A 25,650-nucleotide genomic window follows, 5' to 3' on the forward strand; every position below is an offset into this window, starting at 1 on the left:
GATGGCCGCCTCCCGTAGCCGCACCGGCGACATGCCGAAGAAGATCGGTTCCAGCGCGATCATGTGGCTGCTGGCCGCCCTGTACGGCTTCCCGCTGCTCTGGTTCGTGGTCAGCTCGTTCAAGCCCGGCGGCGAACTGTTCTCCTACCCGCTGACGTTCTGGCCGAAGAACCCGACGCTCAAGGGCTACACCGATGCCTGGACCAGTTTCGACTTCCCCGGCTACCTGATCAACACGATGATCGTGGCCATCGCGGCCACCCTGCTCACCATCATGGTCAGCGCCGCCTGCGGGTACGCCCTGGCCAAGTACGGCAACTGGTGGCTGAAGATCTTCGCCGGCTGCATCCTGGCGACCACCATGCTGCCGACCGAGACGATCCTCGCCCCGCTGTTCCTGGTGGTCCGCAACCTCGGCCTCTACAACAGCCTGTCCGGGGTCGTGATACCCGCGGTGATCACCGCGACAGGCACCTTCATGTTCCGCCAGTTCTTCGTGACGGTCCCCAACGACCTGCTCGAAGCGGCCCGCATCGACGGCTCCAGCGAACTGTCCACCTTCTTCCGGATCATGCTGCCGCTGTCCCGGCCGATCGTCCTGACCCTGGCGATCTTCTCCTTCCAGTGGCGCTGGAACGAGTACCTCTGGCCGCTGATCATCCTCAACGAGCCGAGCCAGTTCACCCTCCAGATCGGCATCGCGGGCATCGTCGGCGCCAACAACGTCAACTGGTCGATCCTGATCAGCGCCTCCGTCCTCTCCATGGTTCCGCTGGTCGCCATCTACCTGGTCTTCCAGAAGTACGTGATGAACGCAGACATCAACGCCGGCCTCAAAGACTGAGGAACACAGATGACCACTCTGACCCGCCGCACCCTGCTCGCCGCGACCACCGCCGGACTGTCCGCCCCGCTGTTGAGCCGGGCCGGCCTCGCCGCCGAGATGGCCGAGGTCAAGGCCTTCGTCGACGACTACAAGTCCAACCTCACCACCAACCTGACCGTCGACACCAACGCCGCCGTACGGATCCTGTCCGGCGTCCAGGCCTACTGGCGGACCGGCAGCGCCTGGAACGACGGCACCGTCCGGAACGCGGCCGTGCTCCGCGCGAACGTCAGGTTCTGCGAGACCCGTACCGCGTCGCGCACCGACGCCGAGGCCGCCTGGTCGTTCATCGTCGACCGCCGCCACCAGAGCTACGCCGTCATCGACGGCCTGGGCCCCTGGGCCGGCGCCTACCGCAGCACCGCGCTCGCGGTCACCGGCATCACCGAGGCCCCGGCCGGCACCCCGCCCACCACGATCAGCGACGCCGTCCCCGCCGGCGCCCCGGCCGGGGCGACGCTCGGCGCCGGCTCGCCCACCTCACCGCTCGGCCGGATCGTCACCCTGGTCAACACGGTCCGCGGCAACTGGTCCTCCAGCAACCCGTCGAAGTTCGCCGTCCAGTACCCGCGCCCCTGGCGGATGACCACCGACAGCACGGTCGTCGACACCGGCGCCCTCGACGAGTACGGCTACCCCGTCTACCGATCGAAAGTCGTGGTCGCGCCGCAGCTGCTGCGGCAGCGCAGCCTCACCCCGGCCGACGACGGTGGCTTCCCCAGCGGCCACACCAACGCCCTGCACCTGGCCGCGCTCGCCTTCGCCTACGCCTTCCCCGAGCGCTTCCAGGAGCTGCTGACCTGCGCCTTCGACCTGGCCGACACCCGGATCACGGCCGGCATGCACTCACCGCTCGACGTGGTCAGCGGTCGCATCCTGGCCACCGCGCTGGCCGCCGCGATCCTCAACGACCCGGCCAACGCGGAACTCAAGGCCGCCGCCCGGGCCCAGGCGGCCGCCTTCCTGGCAGCCACCGCGGGTACGGGGGCGGACCCGTTCGCTGATCGCACCGCCAACCGCCGGACCATCCTCCCCAAGCTCACCTACATCCTTCCGCGCACCGGCCCGGACCGGCCGCTGACCGTGCCGAAGGGCGCCGAGGTGCTGCTGGAGACCCGCCAGCCGTACCTGACCGCGGACCAGCGCCGGGCCGTCCTGGCCAGCACCGCCCTGCCCGCCGGATACGCCCTGCTCGACGGCCCGGAGCAGTGGGGCCGCCTCGACCTGTTCAAGGCCGCCGACGGCTACGGCGCCTTCGAGTCCGACGTCGACGTCACCCTCGACGCTCTGGCCGACGCGTGGCGCAACGACATCACCGGCCGTGGCGGCCTGACGCTGCGCGGCACCGGGACACTGACCCTGACCGGCGTCAACCGTTTCCGCGGCGGCCTGCGCGTCCTCGGCGGAACCCTGGCCGCGGCCGGCACCCGCGCCCTGGGCGGCGGCGACGTCGAGATCCGTGGCGCCACCCTGCGCACGGTCCCGGGGGCGTGCCTCGACGGCACCGTCACGATCGGCCCGGACAGCACCCTCGACGTGACCGGACACCCGCACGGACCGGTCCTCACCGCCAAGCGCGTGACCGGCCGTTTCGCCAGGGTCACCGTCGACGGCCGCCCGGCCGTGGCCGTTCACACCCGTACCGGCGTCTCGGTCCGGATCCTCTAGTCATGACATCACCCCGCGTCGTCCTCGTCGGCGCGCACGGACATGGGCGCGGCCACCTCGACCAGCTCGCGAAACTGCACGCCCAGGGCAGCATCGAGCTGATCGGGGTGGCCGACCCCCGTCCGCCGTGCCCTGAGCAGCGGGCCGCGGCCTCCGGCGCGCCCTGGCGGCGGGACGCGGCCGGCCTGATCGAGGCGACCGCCCCCGACCTGGCCGTCATCGTCACGCCGGTGCACACCCACGTCGAACTCGCCTCGGCCGCCATGCGCGCCGGTGCCCACCTGCTGCTGGAGAAACCGCCCGCGCCCAGCCTCGCCGGCCTCGACCGGCTCCTGGCCGTACAGGCGGAGACCGGCCGGATCGTGCAGGTGGGCTTCCAGGCGTTCGGGTCCGGCGCGGTCACCGAGCTGCGCCGCCGCATCGACGACGGTGAGCTCGGCGACATCGAGGCGATCAGCGCCACCGGCCTGTGGTGGCGCGGCGAGGCCTACTGGAACCGGGCCGGCTGGGCCGGACGACGATTCCTCGACGGGAACGACGTCAACGACGGCGCGCTCACCAACCCGTTCGCCCACGCCGTCGCGCTCGCCCTCATTCTGGACGGCTCCGCCGGCGACCGTTCGGTGCGCGGCGTCGACCTCGACACCTACCGCACCCGGCCGGTCGAGGCGCACGACACCGCGAGCGCCCGCATCCACACCGCCCGCGGCACCCGGGTCACCGTCGCCGCCACCCTCTGCGCCGAGGCCGAGGAGGACCCGGCCGTCGTCGTGCACGGCAGCCGCGGCACCGCCACCCTGCACTACACCCGCGACCGGCTCGTCACCGCGGCCGGCGACACCCGGTACCCGCGGACCGATCTGCTGGACAACCTGCTCGCCCACCTCGCGGACCCGGTCGTCGACCTGCTCGTGCCGCTCGCCGCGACCCGCGCCTTCACCGAGGTCGCCGAGGCGGTCCGGCAGAGCCCGCCACCGACCCCGGTCACCGAGGACCGTCTCGCCGACCTCGCCGCGCTCACCCGGACGGCCGCCACCACCGGCCGGCTCTACCGCGAGCTCGGCGCGACCTGGGCGACCGCGCCCGCCTGGACCTGGACACCGGAGGGATCCTGATGCGGATCACCGCGATCGAGGGCACCGATCTGTTTCACGGCCCGGCCGCCGCACCCCGGCAGGTCGTCCGGGTCACCGTCGTCGCCACGACGGCGACACACCCTTTCCGGGTACGGGTGGAGGGCGCCTCCGTCCGTACCCCCGAGGTGACCCTCACCGCCGGGATGGCCGCCGGCGAGCAGCGCACCGTCGAGGTCGGCGTCCTCGTCTCCGCCCCGGCTGCCGAAGGCACGCCGTTGCAGGTCACCGCGATCGCCGACACTGACGCCGGGCCGGTGACCGCCGACGGCCGGTTCCGGGTCGCCGCCACCGGCTGGACCATGTGGATGGTGTCGCACTTCCACTACGACCCGGTCTGGTGGAACACCCAGCGCGGCTTCACCGAGGTGTGGCAGCAGCTGCCCGACGTGCCCAAGGCCGACAAGCTCCGCCCGGCGTTCGTGCGGACCGCGTTCGACCTGGTCCGCGCCCACATCGACGCGGCCCGCCTGGACGACGACTACCGGTTCGTGCTCGCCGAGATCGACTACCTGAAGCCCTACTGGGACGTGTTCCCCGAGGACCGCGAGGACCTGCGCCGCATGCTGCGCGAGGGCCGGGTCGAGCTGGTCGGCGGCATGTACAACGAGCCGAACACCAACCTCACCCACCCCGAATCGACGATCCGCAACACCGGCTTCGGCCTCGAATACCAGCGCGACGTCCTCGGCGGCGACCCACGGACCGGGTGGATGGTCGACGTGTTCGGCCACGACCCGGCGTTCCCCGGCCTGATGGCCGACGCCGGGCTGACGTCCAACTCGTGGGCGCGCGGGCCGTTCCACCACATCGGCCCGCGACGGCACACCGGCGACATCACCCGGATGCAGTTCCCCAGCGAGTTCGAGTGGATCTCACCGAGCGGGCGGGGGCTGCTCACCGCCTACATGGCCAACCACTACGTCGCCGGGTGGGACGTCGAGCGCAAGGAGACCCTCGAGGAGGCGCTCGCCGAGGCCTACGCCCAGTACCGATCGCTGCGGCAGGTCGCCGCCACCCCCAACGTGATGCTGCCGGTCGGGCACGACCACAACATCCCGTCCCGGTGGTGCACCGAGATCCACCGGGAATGGGCGAAACGCTACGTGTGGCCGCGTTTCGTGATGGGCCTGCCCCGGGACTTCTTCGCCGCCGTGCGGTCCTCGTCCCCGCGCCTGTCCCCGCAGACCCGCGACATGAACCCGGTCTACACCGGCAAGGACGTCTCCTACATCGACACCAAACAGGCGCAGCGGGCCATCGAGACGATCGTCCTCGACGCCGAACGCCTCGGCACCCTCGCCGCACTCCTCGGCACCGGGTATCCACGGTCGCAACTGGACAAGGCCTGGCGGCTGCTCGCGTACGGCGCCCACCACGACGCCGTCACCGGGACCGAATCCGATCAGGTCTACCTCGACCTGCTCGCCGGCTGGCGGGAGGCCTTCGAACTGGGCGCGGCGGCCCGCCGGTCGGCCGTCACCGGGCTCGCCGCACGGGCCGACACGCTCGGCGCGGGGCAGGCGGTCCTGGTCGCCAACCCGCTGTCCTGGCCGCGCGGCGGCGTCGCCCGGATCGACGTCACCTTCCCGGCGCCCGGCCCGTCCTCGCTGACCGTTTCCGACGATGAGGGGGCGCTGGTGCCCGCGGTCGTGTCGGCGGTGACCCGCCACCCGGACGGCAGCATCGCCGCCGCCTCGCTCACGGCGGTCGCCCGCGACGTCCCCGCCCTCGGCTACCAGGTCTGGCACGTCCGGCCCGCTCCCGCTCCGGTCCCTTCCGTGCCGGCCCCTTCCGCGCCGATTTCTCTCGCGCCGGCCTCTTCCGCGCCGGTCTCTCCGGCGTCGGCCTCCTCCGCGGCGCCGGCCTCGGTCACCGTCTGGCGGGCGGCGGCGGGTGATGCCGTCATCCGCAACGACCGCTTCGAGGTACGTGCGGACGCCGACCGTGGTGGTGCCCTGACCGCCATCATCGACCGGCGTACCGGACGACAGCTGCTGCGGCCGGGTGGCCTGGGCGGCGAACTGGTCGTCCAGGAGGAGTATCCCGACCATCCCCACTGGGGCGAGGGCCCGTGGCACCTGCTCCCGAAAGGCCCCGGCCGCGGCCTCGCCGATCGGCCCGCCACGGTCCGTGTCGAACACAGCCCCGCCGGCAGCCGGCTGATCACCGAGACCGGCATCGACGACCTGCGGATCACCCGCGAGGTCACCCTGTGGTCCGGCAGCGACCGCATCGACTTCCACACCCACGTCGACGGCTCGATCGGGCAGGACCGCCTGCTCCGCGTCCGGTTCGACCTCGACCTGCCCGGCGCTCAGCCGGTGTCCGAGGTCGGGTTCGCCGCGATCGGCCGCTCGTTCGGCTTCCCCGCGCTCGACGCCGCCGAAAGCCTGTGGACCCTCGACAACCCGGCACACACCTGGGCCGCCCTGTCCACCACCGCCCGGATCCGCTTCACCGGGATCGTTCCCGGTGTCACCGCCGGTGCCGTTCCGGGTGCGGTACCCGGCGCTGCCGCCGGTGCTGTTCCCGGTGTCGCTTTCGGTGTCGCCGAGGTCGTCAGTGACCAGGATCCGCGGGATCTGGTGGTGGCGCTGGTCCGGCAGGGTGTCACAGCGACCGCCGGCCGCCCCGACGGCCCTCGCTACGGCGCACTCGACGCCGACTCCAACCTGCCCGACATCCGGATCGCCGTCGGCGACACCACGTTCACCGCCGCGGTACTCGCCTCCGCCGATCCGTCCTCCGCGGCCCTGCTCGCCGCCACCGGCCGGGTGTATGTGCCACCGGTCCGCCCGCTGGACGAGACATGGGTGCCCGACGCCGACCTCCGGGGCGTACGCGACCTGCCCGTCCTGATCGTCACCGACGCCGCCCTGCCCGGCCTGATCGCCGACCTGGACGACGCCGAGATCACCGTCGACCAGGCCATGACCGGTGGGTTCACCGACTACTCGGTGGCTCTGATCAACCACGGCACACCGGGCTTCGTCGCCGCCCGCGACGGTTCCCTGTACCTGTCCCTGATGCGCGCCTGCACCGGCTGGCCCAGCGGCGTCTGGATCGACGGCCCCCGCCGTACCGTCCCGGACGGTTCCGGGTTCGCCCTCCAGCACTGGACCCACACGTTCCGGTACAGCCTGGCCGCCGGCCCCGGCGACTGGCGCCGGGCCGGGTTCGTCCGGGCGGGGCAGGAGTCCAACCATCCGCTGATCGCCGCCCCGGTCACGGCGGAACCCGGCGACCTGCCAGCCCGGCTGTCGCTGGCCTCCGTCGAACCCGCGAACGTCGTACTCAGCGCCCTGAAGATCGACGACGACCAGGTGACCGCCCGGATCTACGAGACCAGCGGCGCCCCGGCGCGGGCCCGGATCCGCCTGCACGGCGGCCTGTACGACCCCGCGCTGGCCAACGTCCTCGGCGAACCGCAGGCCCCCGCCACCGCCGACGGCGACGATGTGACCGCCGACCTGGCCCCCGCCGAGATCGTGACGATCGCCGCCCTGCCCGCCACGCCGCCGGCCATCGCCGCTCCCGCGATGGAGCCGGTCCAGCCGGTCTTCACCCGCTACTGGCTGCACAACAAGGGCCCGGCCCCGCTGAACGACCTGCCGGTGACCGTCCACCTGTCCAGCACACCCGGAACAGCCCGGATCACCGTCTCCACCAGCACGATCGCCGCCGCCGGAACGGTCGAGCTGGAGATCCCGCCGGGTGTCACGGTCACTCCCGCCGGGCCCTACCCCTACGACCTGCCACCCGACGGCCACCACCACGTCGATCTGACCGTGACCGGGAACGGCCGGATCACCGCCCGCATCCGTGACCCGCACGGCCAGCTCCTGGAGGACGTCTCCACCCTCGCCAAGGCCGGCCCGTCCGCGGTTCTGTCCCCACCGGCGGTGGCGGTGCCGCCGGGGTCCATCGTCACCCTGTCGCTGCACCTGCACAACCCGACCGACGCACCACTGCGGGGCGAGGCCCAGTTGCTGTCCCCGTTCGGCACCTGGGGCGACAGCGGCGACGACCTCGACGTCCAGCCGTGGATCCAGGGCTACGACCTGCCCGCCGGTGCCGCCACGACCCTCACCTACACCGTCCGGGCCGCACCCACCGCCCGCGCCGGCGCCCACTGGTGGGCCCTGGCCCGTGTCACGGCCCTCGGCCACGTCACCTACACCGCCACCGTCCCGCTGGCGGTCCGGAACCCGTGAGCCGTCGTTCCCGGGCGTCACGGGTGATGATGCGGCTCGCGAGGCGGTGATCGCCCGGCGACCTGAGCGTGCGGTGGGCACGTCCTTCCATACGGGACCTCGGAATGGGTCTTTCTGGGGTGGACAGTTTCGGTCATGCTGGCGTGGTGATGACGTGGTACTCGAGTTTCGAGTTCTGGTGTGCGACCGCGATCCTGCTCTACTGCCTGATCCGTCTGACGAAAGTGCAGGCCTGGTGGCGGGGTGAGTGGAGCTCCAGCCGGATCCGCTGGCGGGACCGCGCCTGGCTGATGATCGTCATCAGCGTCGCGATGCTCATGACCACGCTCATGATCATCTTTCCGCTCGACCCGGACACCGCACCGCCGGCACTGCTCCTGCTCGGCCGTTCGCTGATCATCCTGTCGGCCGTCCTCTTCCTGACCGTCCCGCTGGTGGGCTGGGTCTCCGCCCTCGACTTCGCGGTGCCGCCGCACCTGCGCACGGGCGCGCCGCCCTGGACGATCCGGCCCGCACGCCCCGCCGGGGCCCGTCCGGCACCGCGCCTGGGGCCGCCGGTTCCGGGCCGGACGGCGATCCGCTTCCACCGCCCGGCGGTCAGGTTCAAGGATCGTTTCCGGGCATATCGTCTGGAGATCGACGGCGAGACGGTCGGCGAGATCCGGCACGGCGGCGAGGTCACCATCGTCACGACACCGGGCACCCGGACGGTACGGGCCCTCATCGACTGGATGGAGAGCCCGCCACTGACCGTCACCGTGCAGCCGGGCCGTACCGTGACGGTCCTCGTCGAACCCGGTGACGTGTCCGGATTGGATGCGATGCAACCCCGCGAGGACTACCTGTTCCTCAGCGTGGACGAGCGCTGATCACCGTCGTACCCGGGCCGGGCATCTGATCCGTTGATCGTCAGGGCTGGAAGGTGACCTCGGGGTAACGCGGTGACGGCCGGTCGAGGAGCCCGCCGCCGCGCTGTCGCAGGTGCCGGTCGAAGAACGCCCGCACGTAGGTGCGCTGGATCGCGATCGACCGGTGCGCGCCGATCGTCCCGACCACCGGCTCGACCTGCTCGGCCGGCAGCCCCAGTTGCGGGAGCAGCGCCTGATGGTCGGTGAACGACAGGTGCGCCGAACCCGCGATCTCCAGCCGGTATCGCGGCCCCCGCAGCCGGTCCCACAGACGGGTCCAGGTCTCGTCCTGTTCGCCGTGTGAGTCTGATCCGAACAGCAGGAACGGCCGGTTCAGCTTGGAGCCGAGGACCGGGCCGACGACGCTGCCGTCCAGGTTGATCCCGGCCCGCACCCGCCGGTCGGCGTGCATCACCCCGGCGGCCGTGGCCCCGCCCATCGACGCGCCGAACATGCCGACCCGGGACAGGTCCATGGTCGCGGCCAGCGGCATCCGGCCCAGCTGGTCGAGGACGAACCGGGTGTCCCGGACCCGCACGTCGAGCACCTTCTCGAGCAGCTTCTCCTCCTCCCCGGGTGAGGCCGGCGGTGCGACGGCCCCGGTGGCGATCCGCCCGTCCGGGAACTCGACGAGACCGGCGTCATGGGTGTGGTCGATCGTGACGACCACGTAGCCGTGGCCGGCCAGGTCCTCGACGAGCGTCGTGCCGCTGGTGCGCTCGAGCCCGAAGCCGGGGGAGTAGAGGATCACCGGATGCCGGCCCGCCGCCGGTGGTGCCCCGAGGTGACCGTGGGTGACCGGTAGCGCGTACGGGCTGCCCGGCGGGTTGATGCGGGCGGCGATCCCGGGCGACACCCAGTCGGCGCGCTGGTGGCCGCGGACGGTCCGGGCCGGGTACCAGATCGACACCATCAGCTCACGGTTCTTCTCGGTGGCCACCCACGGGTCCGGCCGGGAGCGGTCGATCAGGTGGGCCGTGACCGTGCCGATGCGGGCCGGGCCGGTCGGCGGCGGCAGCGACAGCGGGGTGACGGCCGGTACCGGCGTGGCGGCGAGGACCAGGGAGAGCAACGCTTTCAGCATGCCCCGAGTCTTCGGCCCGCCGGTCGGCCCCGGGTAGTCGCACCGGTCACCGGTTCGACGTGCGTTCCACACGGTCCGGGCACTGCGAAACGCATCGTGGGCCCCCTGTGGACTCCTTGCGCGGCACGACGAGAATCGTGATCGTGAGTGCCGAGCTGCCGCCTTTACCCGCCCGCCTGCGCCTGATCGCGTGGTGCACGGCGCCGGTGCTGCCGGCCGCCCTGGGGAGCCTTCTCGCCTGGCCGGGCTGGGCCGTCGCCCTCGTGATCGTCCTCGTGGCGTTCCTCGTCGGCATCCTGCGGTCCACCCCGGCCAACGGCAGGAAGTCCGCCGCCAAGCCCGGATGGCGCCGCCTGCTCGGCCTCGTGCTGTACACGGCGGTGTTCGTGTGCACGGTGGCCACCTTCCACGCCGCACGCCTGACCGTCCTCGACCTGGCGGGCCGGCCCACCACGGTCGAGGTCGACTACGTGGAGACGAACCAGAGAACCTTCCGCGGCGGCCGGACCGACACCTACTACTGCTTCCACCTGCGCCGCCCCGACGGCTCCCCGGTCACCGGCAGCATCTGCCGCGACGGCCGGGACTACTCACGCGGGGTGCCGCTCCAGGTGCTGGCCGAGCCCACCGGCCTGGTCGCCCCGGAGACGCCGGACGCGGTCGCCCGGGCGGTACTGCCGCGCAGCATCGCCCTCGGCGCGTTCGTCGTGATCTGCCTGGCCGCCCTGTCCGGAGGTGGTCCGGCAGGTCCGCAGCGGCCTCCGGTCCCACCCGGACGGTACGGCCGCTGGCGTCCCTCGCCACCAAGACCGCGCCGCACCCGCGGCTCCCGCCCCCGCAAGGGTGGCCGCCGCTGACCTTTCCCCGGTCGCTCGCCCCGTTCCGGAGGTCTCATCCCGTGTGGACGATGCCCGGCGCGGTCCGGTCGCCGATCCTGACGGCATGGCAGAGAGCAGGCGCGACACGGTCTCCCTTCTCGGGCTCCTGGTGATCGTCGCCGGGGCGGTCCTGGTCGTCGCCGGGGTGGTCACCTGGGCGACGATCAGTTCGACCCTGGCCTCTCAGCAGATCACCGTGTCCGAGGATGCGGCGTACTTCGCGGGGCAGCACGTGGACCAGCCGTGGGAGGCCTACGCCGAGGCGAAGGTGATCGCCGAGCACGCGGGGGAGATCGCCGACGGTAAGACCTACGCCCAGCTGGCCCGCGACGACCCGAACCGGGAGACGGTGATGGACGCCTCGTTCCTTCAGGCGTCCCTGTTCACCTCGGTCGTCGCCTTCGGCGTCGCGGCGCTGGCGGCCGGCATCGGGATCGTGTTCGTGCTGATCGGCGCGTCCCTGCGGCGGGTGGCGCCGGTGTCACCCGCCCCTTGACGCGTTCCCCGGTTCCGGAACCTCGCGTTCTTATTGACGTTTGTAAGTTAACTTTCCTAATCTTTCAGGACCCGGACAGAAGGGTCCACATCCCCATGAAGATCAAGAAAGCCCTCGCGGCTGCGCTCACCTTCGCCACCTCGGCGATCGCGCTCGCCGCGCCCCAGCCCGCGCAGGCCGTGGTGCTGCCCAACGGCTTCAAGAGCGTCGGCTACATGCCGTCGTGGGCCGGCAGCGTCACCAGCGTGCAGTACTCGAAACTGACCCACATCAACTACTCGTTCGCGCTGCCCAACGCGAACGGCACCCTGCAACCGATCGAGAACACCGCGAAACTCCAGCAGTTGGTCACCCTCGGCCACCAGAACAACGTACGGGTCTCCCTCGCGGTCGGCGGCTGGAACGACGGCAACGACTCCGCGTTCGAGAGCCTCGCCGCCAATGCGGGCACCCGCACCACGTTCGTCAACTCACTGATGTCGGTGGTACGCCAGTACAACCTGGACGGCATCGACATGGACTGGGAGTACCCCGATCCCGGTGCGTCGGCGAACAACTACACCGCCCTGATGGGGCAGCTCAGCACCGCCCTGCACAACGAGGGCAAACTCCTGACCGCGGCGGTCGTCAGCGAGGGCGGCGCCGCGAACGGCGTACAGCCGGCGGTCTTCGGCTACGTCGACTGGCTGAACATCATGGCCTACGACGGCGGCACCCCGCACGCCAACTACGACTGGTCGATCGCCGCGGCGAACTTCTGGAAGAGCCGGGGGCTGCCCAAGGCCAAGACCGTGCTCGGGGTGCCGTTCTACAGCCGGCCGGGCTACTACACGTACGGCCAGCTGGTCGCCCTCGACCCGGCCAACGCCAACCGGGACTGCACCACGGCCGGTGGCGCCCAGCAGTGCTACAACGGGCTGCCCACGATCCGCCGCAAGACCCAGTGGGCGATGGCCAACGCCGGCGGCATCATGAACTGGGAGCTGAGCCAGGACGCCACGGGCGCGAACTCGCTGGTCAGCGCCATCTACGAGACGGTGATGAGCGGCAGCGGCCCGGTCGGCCGGACCGGGCCGATCACCGGCGTCGGCGGCAGGTGCGTCGACATCGCCGGGGCGAGCAGCGCCAACGGTACGGCCGTCCAGCTCTACGACTGCAACGGCACCACGGCGCAGTCCTGGACCGTCGGCACCGACGGCACCGTCCGCGGCCTCGGTAAGTGCCTGGACGTGAACGCGGCCGGCACCGCCAACGGCGCGCTGGTGCAGATCTACGACTGCAACGGCACCGGGGCCCAGCAGTGGCAGTCGTCGCCGGACGGCACGCTGCGCAACCCGGCCAGCGGCCGCTGCCTGGACGCGCAGAACAACAGCTCCGCCAACGGCACCCGCCTGCAGATCTGGGACTGTTTCGCCGGCACCAACCAGCGGTGGACCCTGCCCTGACGGGTGCACATCCGGCATGCCGAGTTGCGGCAAGGCATGCCGGGTGGGTAAAGATGCGCGATGAGGACGATCGCGCACGGTGTGATGACGACGAGCCTGGTGCTCACGATGGCGGCCTGCACCGCACAGGAGCCGGCGGCCGCCCCCGGGCCGGAACGCTCCACGGTGTCCGCCTCGGGAGCGGCGGGGGTGCCGGAACTGGTCGCCACCGGAGTCCGCACCCTCGCCGGGACCGATGGCGCCCCCTTCGACGAGACCCGGCGGATGACGGTCCCGCCGGGGTGGACGGCGACGGTGTGGGCGCGGGTCCCGAGTGCCCGCCTGCTGGCCTGGACGCCGGACCGGCAGCTGCTGGTGTCCCGGCCGAAGTTCGGTGACGTGCTGGCGCTGACGCCCGGCGCCGACGGCACGGCACCCGCCCAGCGGGCCCTGCTCACCGGCCTGAACCAGCCGCACGGGCTGGCCTTCGCCGGGGACACGCTCTATGTGGCCGAGAGCGACCAGGTCAACGCCTACACCTACCGCAACGGCCAGGTCAGCGGCCGGAAGGTGGTGGTCGGCGGACTGCCCGACGACAAGAGCCCGGAGTTGCGCGGTGCCTACTCGCACGCGCTGAAGAGCGTCGCGATCGGGCCGGACGGCAGCATCTACGTGTCGGTCGGGTCGACCGGCAACATCTCCGCCGAGGACCGCGACGCCACCCCGCAGCGGGCCACGATCCTCAAGGCCCCGGCCGGTGGCGGCACCCCGACGGTGTTCGCGCGCGGTGTCCGTAACGGCACCGGCCTGGCGGTCGACCCGGACGGGGCGGTGTGGACGGCGGTCAACCACCGGGACAACATCCAGTACCCGCACGAACGTGACTACGACGGTGACGGCGGCAAGGACAACGGTGACGTGCTGCAGTCGTACGTCAACGATCATCCGATGGAGCAGCTGGCCCGCCTCACCGAGGGCCGGGAACTGGGCTGGCCCTACTGCAACTCCGAGCCCGACGTGAACCCGGGCGACCCGGACTCGCCGCTGAGCTACACCGGACGGCCGTTCGTGCGGGACCTCCAGACCAACGAGGACGGCTCGAAACTGGACTGTGCGAAGCTGCCGCCGGTGGAGCAGGGGATGGGTGCGCACTCGGCGCCGCTGGGCCTCAGTTTCGTCTCCTCGCCGGGACTGCCCGGGGCGTACGGGCCGGGCGCGCTGGTCGGTGTCCACGGCTCGTGGAACCGCAACCCGCCGCGCCCGCCGGAGGTGTCGTTCTACGCCTGGCGCAACGGCACGCTCGGCCCGCAGCAGACCCTGCTCGGCGGCTTCCAGGACGACGACGGCTCCCGCTGGGGCCGCCCGGTGATGGCGGTGCAGGGCCGGGACGGTGCCCTGTACGTCAGTGACGACCACGCCGGCGCCGTCTACCGGGTCACCGCCCCGGCCTAGCCGCCGCACGGCGAAGGCGGAGAGCGATGGGGTGGACACGGTCGGCAACCTCGATCTACAGTGGGCCAACCTCAGCGGACCTCATCGCCGGTCCGGGAATTGATGCGAGCGGCATCGGGGGCGCTTCGTCAATTTCTCGTGCTCGTGAGTGGCGACGATGCTGCCAGCCTTTCCTTCGACAGGTTGGTATCAATGCAATCACTGGATCTCCGGCAGGCCCGCCGGGCCGGCCAGCATCCGCTGCTGCACGAGCTGACCCACCTCGACCCGGCCGCGCCGGTCGTCCGGACGTACGTCTGCGTGCCGTTCGGTGGCGGTGACGCCGTGGTGTATCAGCCGGTCGCCGACGCCCTGCCGGCCGGGCATCGCCTGTTCTCGGTCGCCATGCCCGGCCACGACCCCGGCACCGACGAGCCGGCGATGCCGTTCGACGAGCTCGCGGGCCGCTGCGCCGCCGAGATCCTCGCCCGGGTCGACGGTCCACTGGTGCTCTACGGGCACGGCGGTGTCGGGTCGGCGCTCGCCCTGGAACTGACCCGCCGGCTGGCGGCGGCCGGGCGCCCGCTCGACGCCGTCTACGTCGGGGCGGTGTTCCCGTTCGCCCGGCCGAAGAGCCGCCTGATCAACGGCATGTCGGCCTGGCTGCGGCGCCTGCGCTCCGACCAGGCGTACGCGAACGGGCTCGCCGCCCAGGGTTTGGAGCTCGGCGACCTGGAACCGGAACAGGCGCAGCGGGTGGTGCGCAGCCTCCGCAACGACGCGGACAAGGCGGAGGAGCAGTACGCCCGCCTGTTGCAGCACACCGGCGAGCGTCTGCCCGCCCCGATCATCACCATCGTCGGTGACGACGATCCGACCACCGGCTACCACGACGAACGGTTCCGGGAGTGGCACGCGCTCACCGACACGGCGGCGCTGGTGGTCCTCGCCGGTGCCGGGCACTACTTCGTCCGGCACCGGGCGAAGGAGGTCGCCCGGATCATCACCACGGTGGACACGACGCTGCCGCTCGGCACGGCACCCGTCGAACCGGGGGACGGCTGGCGGCTGGCCGGGGTCTCCCGCAGCCGGGAACGCGACCACCGGACCGGGCCCCGGCCCAGCATGCGCCGGTTCGCCACGGTCGCGACCAGCCAGCTGGTGGCCTTGACCGGCGCCCAGATCGCCGACTTCGCCATCCCGCTGTGGATCTACGGCATGACCGGGTCGCTGACCCGGTTCGGGCTGCTCACCCTGCTGGCGATCGCGCCGGGTGTGCTGGTCGCGCCGCTGGCCGGTGCGGTCATCGACCGGGTCGACCGGCGGGTGGTGATGCTGGCCGGCGACAGCGCGGCCGGCCTGGTGATCGCCGCGACGGCCGCCTGCTACGCGTCCGGGAACCTGTTGCAGTGGCCGATCTATCCGCTGCTGGCGCTGCTGTCGGTCGCGCTGACCTTCCAGCGGCTCGCCTATCTCTCCGCGGTCCCGCAGCTGGTTCCCAAGCAGTTCCTCGGACACGCCAACGGCCTGGTCCAGACCGCCGACGGCACCGCCCGCCTGATCGCCCCGCTGGCCGGCGCCGCACTGCTGGCCGCGTTCGGGATCGAGTGGATCCTGCTCCTGGAACTGGCCACGATCGTGGTGTCGGTCGCCGTCGTCGTCGCGGTCCGGTTCCCGCGGACGATGGCCCATCAGCGGCGTGAGCCCCTGCTCGCCGAGATCGTGGCCGGGCTGCGCTATTCCGTGGGCAACCGCAGCTTCCGTGCCATGCTGGGCCTGTTCGCCGTGGTCAACGTGTTCATGTCGCCGCTGATCCTGCTGGTGCAGCCACTGGCACTGAGTTTCACCACGCTCGCCACCGCCGGCTGGATCTCGTTCGCCGGCGGTCTGGGCGCGGCCACCGGAGGGCTGATGCTGACCGTCTGGGGCGGGCCGCGCCGGCGACGGATGCGGGCGGTGCTGCTGTTCATCCTGCTGTTCGCGGTGTTCGCCGTGTTGACCGGCTGGCGTGCGTCGCCGTACCCGGTCGCCGTCGGGGTCTTCGGGATCCTCTTCTCGCTGTCGGTCACCAACGGCATCTACATGACGATGATCCAGGTCAAGGTGCCGCAGCGGTTCCACGGGCGGGTCCTGGCGGCCAATCAGATGATCGCCTGGTCGTCGATGCCGGTGGCGTTCCTGCTCGTCGCGCCGGGCGCCAGCCACCTGCTGAACCCGATGCTCGAACCGGGCGGTCTGCTCACGTCCACGGCCGGCGTCCTGATCGGAGTCGGTCCGGGCCGCGGGATCGGTCTGACCTACATCCTGTGTGGTCTGGCCATCGCGGTGGTGGCGCTGCGGGCGCTGCGGCACCCGCGGCTGTCCCGTTTCGACGAGGAGGTGCCCGACGCCGGCATCACGTGACCTCCACGCCCACCTGCGCCGCGCTCCGGCCGTCCGGCTTCTGCTCGACAAGTGTCCGCCGCCCGCGCCCTCGTATGGACCGCGGACCGGGTCATCGTGCGCCTGCGCGCCGACCGGGTTCTGATCCGTACCGGTCAGATCGTGGTCGGTTGCAGGAGTTCCCCGAGCCAGGCGGCCGGCGCGCCGCGGAAACCCTCGTCGACCGGGATCGCCGCGCCGGTCAGCCCTCGCCGCCAGGACAGCGCCCGCGACACCCGGGTGACCCGGCAGGCGAGGGTCGCCGAGCGGCGCAGTGCCGGCAGGTCGGCGAGATCGGTCCACGGTTCGAGGTAGGCGTCGCGCAGCCGCGCCATCGCCGACGCCCGGGCGGGGGCGTCCAGAGTGTCGTGCATGACGTTCAACGTGACCAGCAACGTGCCGAACGGATGCCCGACACTGGCGTCGCCCCAGTCGAAGAACCGCAGGTCGGGGAAGACGTTGTTGTCGTGCAGGTCGTCGTGCTGCAGGGCGGGCGGAATGCCGTCGGCGGCCAGCTCGGCACACCACCCGGCGAACTCGCCGGCCAGCGCGGGCACCGCCGGATCCACCGCGGCGCGGATGTCCGGGTCGGCGAGGAGCCCGGCCAGAAGCCCGGGAAGAAGCGAAACCCGCTGATCCGGTACGCCCAGAGTACCCAACCGGCCGACATGGGCGACGGTGGCCCGCTGGAGGGCCGAGTAGGCCTGGAGCATCGCGGTCCACGTCGTCACCCGGTCGTCCGCGGCCAGCGTCTCCCGCAGGGTCGGCCCCGCGTCGGCGGTCAGCAGCCACCCCCGCCCGGTGTCGACGGCCAGGGGCGCGAGGGTGGCGCCCGGCGCGATATCGGCCAGGGCCTCGGCGAGCCCCGCCTCGTACCGGCAGCCGGTGATGTTCGCCTTGAACCACCGCACCCCGCCGGTGGTCGGCACTCTATGGGTGACCGACCACGGCCGTACCCGGAACTGCTCGATCCCGCCGGTGACCGGCGTGCCCAGCGCGCCGAGCCGGGCGGTGACCCACGCATCGGCCGCGGCCCGCCAGTCCGGGTCGTTCCAGTCGTTCTCACGCACGAGGACACACCTTACGGCCGGGGCGAGCCTCACCGACGGCCGTCGTCCAGTGGCCCGACCAGAATTTGCCCGAACAACAGTGGTCCCTGGTCCAGGTGACTCCCTGAACCTGAGCCGAGGTCGCCGATCACGGCGACCCCGGCTGTCGTCTCAGCGGATCCGGCGGCGGTCGCCGAGTCCGTCGTCGATCGGCAGGTCCACGGCGAGCGGCCTGGCCAGGGTGGCCGGGACGTCGGCCCAGCGGCGCAGGGTGGCCGTCGCCGCGGCCGAGTCGGCCGGGTTCAGGCGGGCGATGTTCGCGCCGTGGTTGGCGCCCGGAGCGACGTACAGCGCCGAGTCGCGCCGGCTCGGCACGAACCGTTCGGCGCCCCACGGGTCGTTCTGGCCGTAGACGAACATCATCCGCTCGGACTGGGTGCGCACCCACAGGTCCACGTCGATCATCGGCAGCGGGTTGTGCGGTCGGCGCAGCTCCCGGGGCAGCGAGGCGTTCGCCGTGTACAGCTTCGGGTGGTTGCGCAGGCCGCGCAGGTGCTCGAACTTCAGGCTCGGCCAGCCCAGCTGGGACGCGGCCTGGAAGTAGTACGGCCAGTAGTACTCCAGGGCCTGGTCGGTGTAGAAACTCCAGCCCGCGACCGTGTCGATCCAGGTCCAGATGTCATCGTCGGACGCGGTCGCCGCCGGGACGCCCGCGCAGTCGGCGGCGGTGCTGTACTGCCAGAACGCCCACACCGAGTCGAGCACGGTCATCTCGAACGAACGGTCCGCGGTGCCGATGGTCCGGTCGAACGTCCAGCCGCTCTCGGCCGCCGCGGCCTCCAGCCGCGGGACGAGACGGTCCCGGCGCAGCAGCGCCTGCCGCTGCACCTCGTCGAGCGCCGTGCGGCAGTCGGCGGTGCCGACGATGTCGAAGAAGCGGTCGTACGCCCCGTCGGCCGGGTTGATCACGTCGTTCGGCGCCACGTAGGCGACCACACCGTCGATGTCCTTCGGGTAGAACCGGCGGTGGTAGACCGAGGTCATGCCGCCTTTGCTGGCGCCGGTCTGGATCCACTTACCGTCGTAGACGGACTTGAACGCGCCGACGATCCGGTGCTCGTCGGTCGCCTCCTGCCAGATGTTCAGATCGGACCAGTCGGCGTCGGCCGGCCGGGACGGGGTGAAGAACCGGTGCTCGACGGAGATCTGGTTGGCGCCCAGCAGGGCGGTCGGCTCGGTCTGGGTCGGGCGCGGGCTGGCGGCCAGGCCGTAGCCGTTGGTGTACAGCACCACCGGCCCGGCCTCGGACCGGTGCAGCAGGGTCAGCCGCTGCTCGTAGGTGCCCCGGCCGGGGTGCCGGTGGTCGGCCGGCTGCCGGTAGGTCAGGACGAAGAACCGGTAGCCGGTGCCCTGGGTCTCGGAGATGACGGTGAGCCCGGGGATGGCCGTCAGCTGGTCGAGCAGAGGGTCATCGGCGGCACGGGCGGCGGTGGCCGGGGATAGGACCACGAGCAGAGAGGCCAGTACGGCCATCAGGCGAAGTCTCACGCCCGCCACCATATCGACCATCGGTGATGGCGGGGAGCCCGCCCGATCGGGCGCGGTCGATCCGGCCCCATCGGCGGTACCGCGGCCGGCATCCGGCGTGCGGAGGGCCCGGGTCGGCTTCCGGCATGCGAGGGCCGGGGCCGGCTTCCGGCATGCGAGGGGCCGGGCCGGCGCGGGGCGGGACTATGCCGTCTGGCGCTCGACCAGGGTGGGCTCGTAGATCACCGAGGTGACTCGTTCGTCCGGGTCGTCCAGCCGGGACAGCAGCATGCGCGCCGCCTCGGCGGCCATGTCCTCCAGCGGGTGGCGGACCGTGGTGAGGGCCGGGCGGGCGGAGAGTGCGGCACTGCTGTCGTCGAAGCCGACCACCGCGACGTCCTCGGGCACGCGACGGCCGGCGTCGTGCAGGACCAGCAGGGCACCCAGGGCCATCAGGTCGTTGGCGACGAACACCGCGTCCAGCCGCGGGTGGGCGGCCAGGAGTGCGCGCATCGACTGTTCGCCGCTGTCCTGGGTGAAGTTGCCGGTCTCCTGGGGGATCCACGCGTGGCCGTGGCGGGCCATCGCCCGGCGGAAGCCGGAGATGCGGTCGACGCTGGCGGGCACGTCCGGCGGGCCGGAGATCATCACCGGGCGGCGGCAGCCGCGGGTGGCCAGGCGGTCGGCGGCCAGGGCCGCGCCGGCCTCGTTGTCGAGGTCGACATAGCTGATCGGGACCGGTTCGGCGGGGCGGCCGATCAGCACGGCGGGGATGCCCGCGTCGGCGAGCAGGCCCGGCAGTGGGTCGCGGGCCGGGAGGGACAGGACCACGGCGCCGTCGGCCTGGCCGTTGCGCAGGTCGCCGACCAGGCGCTTGTGGCCGTCGGCGCCGACCATCTGCAATGCCAGCTGCACGCCGAGGGGCCGCAGCACGCTCATCAGCCCGCCGACCACGCGCCCGAAGTAGGGGTCGGAGAAGAACCGGCCCATGAAGGGGTCGTCGTCGTGTGTCTCGCTGTCGGAGACGACCAGGGCCACGGTGCCGGTCCGCCGGGTGACCAGCGACCGGGCCATCCGGTTGGGCACATAACCGGTCTGGTCGACGGCGGCCCACACCTGCTGGTGCAACTGCGGGTCGACGTTGCGGATGCCGTTGACGACACGGGAGACGGTGGCCCGGGAGACTCCGGCCACGCGAGCCACGTCCTCGAGGGTGGGCAGCCGCTGGCTCTGCATGCCCGCAGTTATAGCACGGGGAGAGCGGTTTCCGGCTGCCCCTTCACAAGTCCGAAACACCGGGTTCCGGAACCGGAAATCATTGACGTCCGTGGTGCTGGAGCACACGATGGGAAAACGCTCTCCAAGCGTGTCCTCCCCCCGTCCTCGCACAGACTTGGAGATCAATCGTGCGAAAACGCTTCCTGGCGCCCCTCGGCGTCACCCTGCTGACCGCCGCCCTGCTGGTGGTGGCCGGCAATCAGTCCGCGCAGGCCGCGGACACCCTGTTGTCCCAGGGCAGACCGGCTCTCGCGTCCTCTCTGGAGAACGGCGAGGCCCCGGCCATCGCGGCCTTCGACGGCCGCGCCGACACCCGCTGGGGCAGCCAGTGGGCCGATCCGCAGTGGCTGCGCGTCGATCTGGGCGCCACCGCCACGATCACGCGGGTCGTGTTGCGGTGGGAGGCGGCGTACGCCAGGGCCTTCCAGATCCAGACCTCGCCCGACGGCAGCGCCTGGACGTCGATCTTCGGCACCACGACGGCGACCGGCGGCACGCAGACCCTCACCGTCAACGGCACCGGCCGGTACGTGCGGATGTACGGCACCCAGCGCGGCACCGGCTACGGCTACTCGCTGTACGAGTTCCAGGTGTACGGAACCTCCACCGTCCCGCCGCCGCCGACCGGCGGTCCGGGCTACGTCCACGCCGACCCGCCGGTCACCGGGGTGGTCCCGTCCACCGAGACCCCTCCGGCGATGAACCCGCCCGTGACGCACCGCGAGTTCCAGGCGAACTGTTCGGTGAGCCGGGCCAACCTCGACGACGACCCGATCGTCTTCCCCGGCCTGCCCGGCGCGTCGCACTCGCACACGTTCATGGGCAACCGGACCACCAGCGCCGCCTCGACGCTGTCGAGCCTGCAGGCGGGCGGCACCTCGTGCGTCACCCCGGGCGACCGGACCGGCTACTGGATGCCGACGCTGCTCAACGGCGACACCGCGGTGCAGCCGGACGGCCCGCAGGTCATCTACTACAAGAGCGGTGTGATCGACTACCGCAGTGTCCGCCCGTTTCCGCCGGGTCTGCGCTACGTGGTCGGCAGCCCGGCCGCCACCCAGGACGAGTTCCGTAACGCCCCGGGCGCGGTCGAGGGCTTCGAATGCGGCAACAGTGCGTTCAACTGGGACATCCCGGCGAACTGCCCGGCCGGCACCCGGCTCAACGCCCGCTACCAGGCGCCGAGTTGCTGGAACGGCATCCATCTGGACTCGCCGGACCACAAGAGCCACATGGCGTACCCGGTCAACGGCGTCTGCCCGGCGTCGCACCCGGTGGCCGTCCCGATGATCGAGTTCAAGATGGCCTGGCCGGTCAGCGGGAACATGTCACAGGTCCGCTTCTCCAGCGGGCGCGGCTACTCGTTCCACTACGACGTCTACAACGTCTGGGACCCGGCGACGCTGGCGGCTCTGGTGCGGCACTGCATCAACGGCGGCCTGCAATGCAACCCGCGTGGCTTCGACCTTTACAAGCCGGAGCGCGGGGCGGCACTGAACGAGAACTACGAGCTGCCCCGATAACACTTTTCTCAGAGGAGATTCAGAGCGGACTGCCGGGTTCCGGAAATGCGTGCGGCGAGAGCGATCGTGCGCGGTTCCTGCCCGGCGGACCGTTCACTCTCCGCCAATTTCCGGCTCTGTTCCAGATGGGCCCGCAGGTGCTCGCGCAGTACCGTGTCGAACTCCTTCCCCCGGAGTGCGGCCGCTGCGGCGACCTGTGACGGCATCACCATGCCGGGCATCGGCATGCCCTTGTGCGGGTTCTCCCGGGGCAGCCCGGCCTCGGCGTGCAGGCGCCGCAACTCGGTCAGCTCGGCCTCGGTGAACTCTCTGACCTGCGCCACGACGTCGGCCAGGCCGGATCCCGCACCGACCAGGTCGAGCAGTGGCAGCAACTCCTCGTCCATCGCGATGTTGATCTCGATCCACGAGCGGTCGGTGCCGCCGAACGACGCCGAGGGCGTGGTGCTCACCGGAACGGGGGAGACCGGGGTGGGGCCGGCGCATCCGGCCCCGGTGAGCAGGGCGCATGCGAGAAGGATACGGGGAATCGCAAACACCCGCGCAGTCTCCAGTTCCGGAACTGATTCTGTCAACGCTTTCATATTGACCCGCGGCAAGCGGGGCGAAACAATCGCCTCGCTTGGAGAGCGCTTTCCGTCCCCCCGAGGCATTGGTGTGATCATGCATAGACGGCTGCTCCTTCTCATCGCGCTCGTCGCCGCGACCCTGGGCGTCCCGTCCGCCGCCGGAGCGGCCGGGACGCTGGTGTCGCAAGGCCGGCCGGCCACCGCGTCCTCCCAGGAGGCCGCCGGTCCCGGTCACCGCCCGGCCCTCGCCTTCGACGGCGACCCGGGCACCCGGTGGTCCAGCGCGTTCGCCGACCCGCAGTGGATCCAGGTCGACCTCGGCTCACCCGTGGCGATCAGCCGTGTCGTGCTCCAGTGGGAGGGTGCGTTCGGCCGGGCGTACGACATCCAGACCTCGGCCGACGGCAACACCTGGACCACCGTCAAGAGCGTCACCGACGGTGCCGGAGGCACCGAGACGCACACGGTCGCCGGCACCGGCCGGTATGTGCGGCTGCTCGGCACCCAGCGCGGCACCGGCTACGGCTACTCGCTGTGGGAGTTCCAGGTGTACGGCGGTGACAGCGGCCCGGTCGGTGACGAGTTCACCACGATCTGGACCGACACCTTCGACGGGCCCGCCGGCACCGGGCCGAACGCGGCGAACTGGCTGCTGCGCACCGGAACGCGGTACCCGGGTGGTGCCGCCGACTGGGGCACCGGCTCGGTCGAGACCGCCACCGACTCCACCGCCAACGTCTCGCTCGACGGCGCCGGGAGACTCGGCATCCGGGCGATCCGCGACGCCGCCGGCAACTGGACGTCGGGCCGGATCGAGACCCAGCGCGCCGACTTCACCCCTCGGCCGGGCGAGCTGCTCAAGTTCACCGCCGTGCTGAAGCAGCCGGACGTGGCGAACGCCGCCGGTTACTGGCCGGGCTTCCGGGCCACCGGTGCCGCCTACCGCGGCGACTTCACCAACTGGCCGGGCGTGGGCGAGACCGACATCATGACCGGCGTCAACGGCCGGGACCAGCTGTCGCAGACGCTGCACTGCGGCACCGCGCCGGGCGGGGTCTGCAACGAGTACGACGGCCGGTCCTCCGGGTTCGCCTCCTGTGTGGGCTGCCAGAGCGGCTACCACGAGTACTCCCAGATCATCGACCGGACGAAGACCGACGAGGAGATCCGGTTCTACCTCGACGGCCGGCAGACCTGGGTGGTCCGCGAGTCGCAGGTCGGCGTCGCGGCCTGGCAGGCGGCCGTGCATCACGGCTTCTACCTGCGCTTCGACCTGGCGATCGGCGGCTCGCTGCCGAACGCGATCGCCGGGTCCACCACGCCGACCGCCGCGACCACCTCGGGCGGCACGCTCAGCGTCGACTCGGTGACCGTGGCCCGCTCGGTGAAGACCACGGCGCCCGCCATGACCGACCCGCCGGTGCCGGCCGGGCCGAGCGTCGTACGGGTCACCGGCTCGCAGGGCGACTGGCGGCTCACGGTCGACGGGACCCCGTGGGAGGTCAAGGGGATGACCTACGGCCCGCCGCAGGGCGCCGCCGACGGCTACATGCGCGACCTGAAGAACATGGGTGTCAACACGATCCGCATCTGGGGGCCGGACGCGAACACGCCGCTGCTGCTGGACACCGCCGCCCGGCACGGCATCAAGGTGATCGTCGGGCTGTGGCTCAACCACGGCACCGACTACGTCAACGACACCGCCTACAAGACCGCCGTCAAGGCCGAGATCGTCGCCAAGGTGAACGAGCTCAAGGGCCGCTCCGGCGTGCTGCTCTGGGACGTCGGCAACGAGGTCATCCTGGAGATGCAGAACTACGGGCTGGCCGCCGACGTGGTCGAGGCGCGGCGGGTGGCGTACGCCAGGTTCGTCAACGAGGTCACCGAGGCCGTCCACGCCGCCGACCCGAACCACCCGGTCACCTCGACCGACGCCTACACCCACGCCTGGACCTACTACAAGCCGTACGCGCCGGCGCTGGACCTGCTGGCGGTCAACTCGTACGGGGCGATCGACACGGTCAAGCGGGACTGGATCGCCGGGGGTCACACCAGGCCGTACCTCCTCACCGAGGGCGGCCCGTCGGGGGAGTGGGAGGTGCCGAACGACGTCAACGGGGTGCCGAACGAGCCCGGTGACCTGGCGAAGAAGGCCGGCTACACCGACAGCTGGAACGCGATCAAGGGACACCCCGGCGTGGCTCTCGGCGCGACCGAGTTCCACTACGGCATCGAGAACGACTTCGGCGGCGTGTGGCTCAACACCACCACCGGCTTCTGGCGGCGCCTGGGTTATCACGCGATGCGCCAGGCGTACACCGGGCAGCCCGCGCCGAACACCCCGCCGGAGATCACCGCGATGACGGTCGGCTCGCAGACCGCCGTCCCGGCCGGCGGCACGTTCACGGTGAACGCCACCGTGACCGACCCGCAGGGCGACCTGATCCGCTACAACCTGATGGCCGGCGACAAACACATCAACGGCAACCGCGGCCTGCGGCACCTGACCTTCCGCCAGACGGGCGACGGTGCCTTCACGGTACGGGCACCCGAGACCCTGGGCGTCTGGAAGATCTACGTGTACGCCTACGACGGGCACGGCAACGTGGGCATCGAGCAGCGGTCGTTCCGGGTCGTGCCGCCGCCCGCACCCGGCACCGAGCTGTCCCGGGGCCGGCCGGTGACGGCGTCGAGCCACCAGCCGACCGGCACCAACGGCCCGCAGCTGCCGTCGTATGCGGTCGACGGCGACTACGGCACCCGCTGGGCCAGTGAATGGGCCGACACGGCGTGGCTCCAGATCGACCTCGGTTCGGTGCAGTCGTTCGACCGGGTGCGGCTGGCGTGGGAGGCGGCGTACGCGAAGGCGTACACCGTGCGGGTCTCCGACGACGGCGCGAACTGGCGGACCGTCCACACCGCGACGGCCGGCGACGGCGGCTTCGACGAGCTGACGGTCGCCGGCTCCGGGCGCTACGTCCGGGTCGACGGCACCACCCGGGCGACGGCGTACGGCTACTCGCTCTACGAATTCGGCGTCTACCGCGCCTGAGGTTCCGGAACTTCCCCGGCCGCCGCCGCGGGCTCAGCCCACTGACCTGGGTCTATGCCCTCGATCGCGGTCGGGGAAGCGCTTCCTCAATGTTTCCGGTGCATTG

The 25,650-nt window shown here is 71.6% G+C and carries 17 protein-coding genes; 12 read left to right on the forward strand and 5 right to left on the reverse strand.

Translation table 11 applies throughout. The features are described from left to right. The first annotated feature begins 1 nt into the window (after nt 1). From BC793_RS24695 to BC793_RS24715, 5 genes are all read left to right on the forward strand, one after another. On the forward strand, nt 2-844 hold the full coding sequence (locus BC793_RS24695) for a carbohydrate ABC transporter permease (protein ID WP_109596180.1): 843 nt from the start codon (nt 2-4) through the stop codon (nt 842-844). A 9-nt stretch (nt 845-853) separates the two neighbouring features. Continuing rightward, the gene (locus tag BC793_RS24700) at nt 854-2,554 is read left to right on the forward strand and encodes a phosphatase PAP2 family protein (protein ID WP_109596182.1); all 1,701 of its coding nucleotides are present in this window, start codon (nt 854-856) and stop codon (nt 2,552-2,554) included. Nucleotides 2,555-2,556: 2 nt separating this feature from the next. After that, nucleotides 2,557-3,669 carry a Gfo/Idh/MocA family protein gene (locus tag BC793_RS24705; protein WP_109596184.1) on the forward strand — a complete coding sequence of 371 codons (1,113 nt, stop codon included), beginning with the start codon at nt 2,557-2,559 and terminating at the stop codon, nt 3,667-3,669. After that, nucleotides 3,669-7,904, forward strand: a complete 4,236-nt coding sequence (locus BC793_RS24710; RefSeq protein WP_109596186.1) for a glycoside hydrolase family 38 N-terminal domain-containing protein — start codon at nt 3,669-3,671, stop codon at nt 7,902-7,904. The genes BC793_RS24705 and BC793_RS24710 overlap by 1 nt, the downstream gene beginning before the upstream one ends. A 146-nt stretch (nt 7,905-8,050) precedes the next feature. Then, entirely contained in the window at nt 8,051-8,773 is a 723-nt protein-coding gene (locus BC793_RS24715) for a hypothetical protein (RefSeq protein WP_203896376.1), read from the forward strand. Between the two features lie 40 nt (nt 8,774-8,813). Here BC793_RS24715 and BC793_RS24720 read toward each other — a convergent pair whose 3' ends face one another. Beyond that, the gene (locus BC793_RS24720; RefSeq protein WP_109596190.1) at nt 8,814-9,896 is read right to left on the reverse strand and encodes an alpha/beta hydrolase family protein; all 1,083 of its coding nucleotides are present in this window, start codon (nt 9,894-9,896) and stop codon (nt 8,814-8,816) included. Nucleotides 9,897-10,039: 143 nt separating this feature from the next. Here BC793_RS24720 and BC793_RS24725 point away from each other — a divergent pair, with 143 nt between their 5' ends. The 5 genes from BC793_RS24725 (at nt 10,040) to BC793_RS24745 (ending at nt 16,528) form a co-directional block, all read left to right on the forward strand. Continuing rightward, nucleotides 10,040-10,753, forward strand: coding sequence for a hypothetical protein (locus tag BC793_RS24725; RefSeq protein ID WP_146246428.1), 714 nt, complete (start codon nt 10,040-10,042; stop codon nt 10,751-10,753). 85 nt (nt 10,754-10,838) lie between these two features. Then, nucleotides 10,839-11,270 (forward strand): aromatic ring-opening dioxygenase LigA, encoded by a 432-nt coding sequence (locus tag BC793_RS24730; RefSeq protein WP_109596437.1) that lies wholly within the window; start codon nt 10,839-10,841, stop codon nt 11,268-11,270. Between the two features lie 95 nt (nt 11,271-11,365). After that, a complete protein-coding gene (locus BC793_RS24735) occupies nt 11,366-12,715 on the forward strand; it encodes a glycosyl hydrolase family 18 protein (RefSeq protein WP_109596194.1) in 1,350 nt (449 codons plus the stop codon). Between the two features lie 60 nt (nt 12,716-12,775). Beyond that, complete coding sequence (locus BC793_RS24740) at nt 12,776-14,146, forward strand: PQQ-dependent sugar dehydrogenase (RefSeq protein WP_109596195.1); 1,371 nt, start codon at nt 12,776-12,778, stop codon at nt 14,144-14,146. 192 nt (nt 14,147-14,338) lie between these two features. After that, nucleotides 14,339-16,528, forward strand: a complete 2,190-nt coding sequence (locus BC793_RS24745) for an MFS transporter (protein ID WP_158319347.1) — start codon at nt 14,339-14,341, stop codon at nt 16,526-16,528. A gap of 134 nt (nt 16,529-16,662) precedes the next feature. Here BC793_RS24745 and BC793_RS24750 read toward each other — a convergent pair whose 3' ends face one another. The 3 genes from BC793_RS24750 to BC793_RS24760 form a co-directional block, all read right to left on the reverse strand. After that, nucleotides 16,663-17,616 carry a phosphotransferase gene (locus tag BC793_RS24750; protein ID WP_109596199.1) on the reverse strand — a complete coding sequence of 318 codons (954 nt, stop codon included), beginning with the start codon at nt 17,614-17,616 and terminating at the stop codon, nt 16,663-16,665. Between the two features lie 150 nt (nt 17,617-17,766). Next, nucleotides 17,767-19,143: a S28 family serine protease gene (locus BC793_RS24755; protein WP_109596439.1), complete on the reverse strand. Its 1,377-nt coding sequence runs from the start codon at nt 19,141-19,143 to the stop codon at nt 17,767-17,769. Between the two features lie 183 nt (nt 19,144-19,326). Further along, nucleotides 19,327-20,358 (reverse strand): LacI family DNA-binding transcriptional regulator, encoded by a 1,032-nt coding sequence (locus BC793_RS24760; protein ID WP_109596201.1) that lies wholly within the window; start codon nt 20,356-20,358, stop codon nt 19,327-19,329. 170 nt (nt 20,359-20,528) lie between these two features. On the opposite strand from BC793_RS24760, the gene BC793_RS24765 reads away from it, so the two are divergent. Further along, on the forward strand, nt 20,529-21,923 hold the full coding sequence (locus tag BC793_RS24765) for a DUF1996 domain-containing protein (protein WP_109596203.1): 1,395 nt from the start codon (nt 20,529-20,531) through the stop codon (nt 21,921-21,923). Nucleotides 21,924-21,931: 8 nt separating this feature from the next. On the opposite strand, the gene BC793_RS24770 is transcribed toward BC793_RS24765, so the two are convergent. Next, nucleotides 21,932-22,462 (reverse strand): DUF305 domain-containing protein, encoded by a 531-nt coding sequence (locus BC793_RS24770; protein ID WP_158319348.1) that lies wholly within the window; start codon nt 22,460-22,462, stop codon nt 21,932-21,934. A 124-nt stretch (nt 22,463-22,586) separates the two neighbouring features. Here BC793_RS24770 and BC793_RS24775 point away from each other — a divergent pair, with 124 nt between their 5' ends. Beyond that, complete coding sequence (locus BC793_RS24775) at nt 22,587-25,544, forward strand: discoidin domain-containing protein (RefSeq protein WP_109596206.1); 2,958 nt, start codon at nt 22,587-22,589, stop codon at nt 25,542-25,544. Nucleotides 25,545-25,650: the final 106 nt, after the last annotated feature.

The sequence above is a fragment of the Actinoplanes xinjiangensis genome, assembly GCF_003148685.1.
Lineage (GTDB): Bacteria > Actinomycetota > Actinomycetes > Mycobacteriales > Micromonosporaceae > Actinoplanes > Actinoplanes xinjiangensis.

Bases quoted from the DNA above. Each gene is read 5' to 3' on its own strand.
- BC793_RS24710 (WP_109596186.1), top strand. From the start codon at position 3,669: ATGCGGATCACCGCGATCGAGGGCACCGATCTGTTTCACGGCCCGGCC.
- BC793_RS24735 (WP_109596194.1), top strand. From the start codon at position 11,366: ATGAAGATCAAGAAAGCCCTCGCGGCTGCGCTCACCTTCGCCACCTCG.
- BC793_RS24745 (WP_158319347.1), top strand. From the start codon at position 14,339: ATGCAATCACTGGATCTCCGGCAGGCCCGCCGGGCCGGCCAGCATCCG.
- BC793_RS24700 (WP_109596182.1), top strand. From the start codon at position 854: ATGACCACTCTGACCCGCCGCACCCTGCTCGCCGCGACCACCGCCGGA.
- BC793_RS24705 (WP_109596184.1), top strand. From the start codon at position 2,557: ATGACATCACCCCGCGTCGTCCTCGTCGGCGCGCACGGACATGGGCGC.
- BC793_RS24775 (WP_109596206.1), top strand. From the start codon at position 22,587: ATGCATAGACGGCTGCTCCTTCTCATCGCGCTCGTCGCCGCGACCCTG.
- BC793_RS24730 (WP_109596437.1), top strand. From the start codon at position 10,839: ATGGCAGAGAGCAGGCGCGACACGGTCTCCCTTCTCGGGCTCCTGGTG.
- BC793_RS24740 (WP_109596195.1), top strand. From the start codon at position 12,776: ATGAGGACGATCGCGCACGGTGTGATGACGACGAGCCTGGTGCTCACG.
- BC793_RS24695 (WP_109596180.1), top strand. From the start codon at position 2: ATGGCCGCCTCCCGTAGCCGCACCGGCGACATGCCGAAGAAGATCGGT.
- BC793_RS24760 (WP_109596201.1), bottom strand. From the start codon at position 20,358: ATGCAGAGCCAGCGGCTGCCCACCCTCGAGGACGTGGCTCGCGTGGCC.
- BC793_RS24720 (WP_109596190.1), bottom strand. From the start codon at position 9,896: ATGCTGAAAGCGTTGCTCTCCCTGGTCCTCGCCGCCACGCCGGTACCG.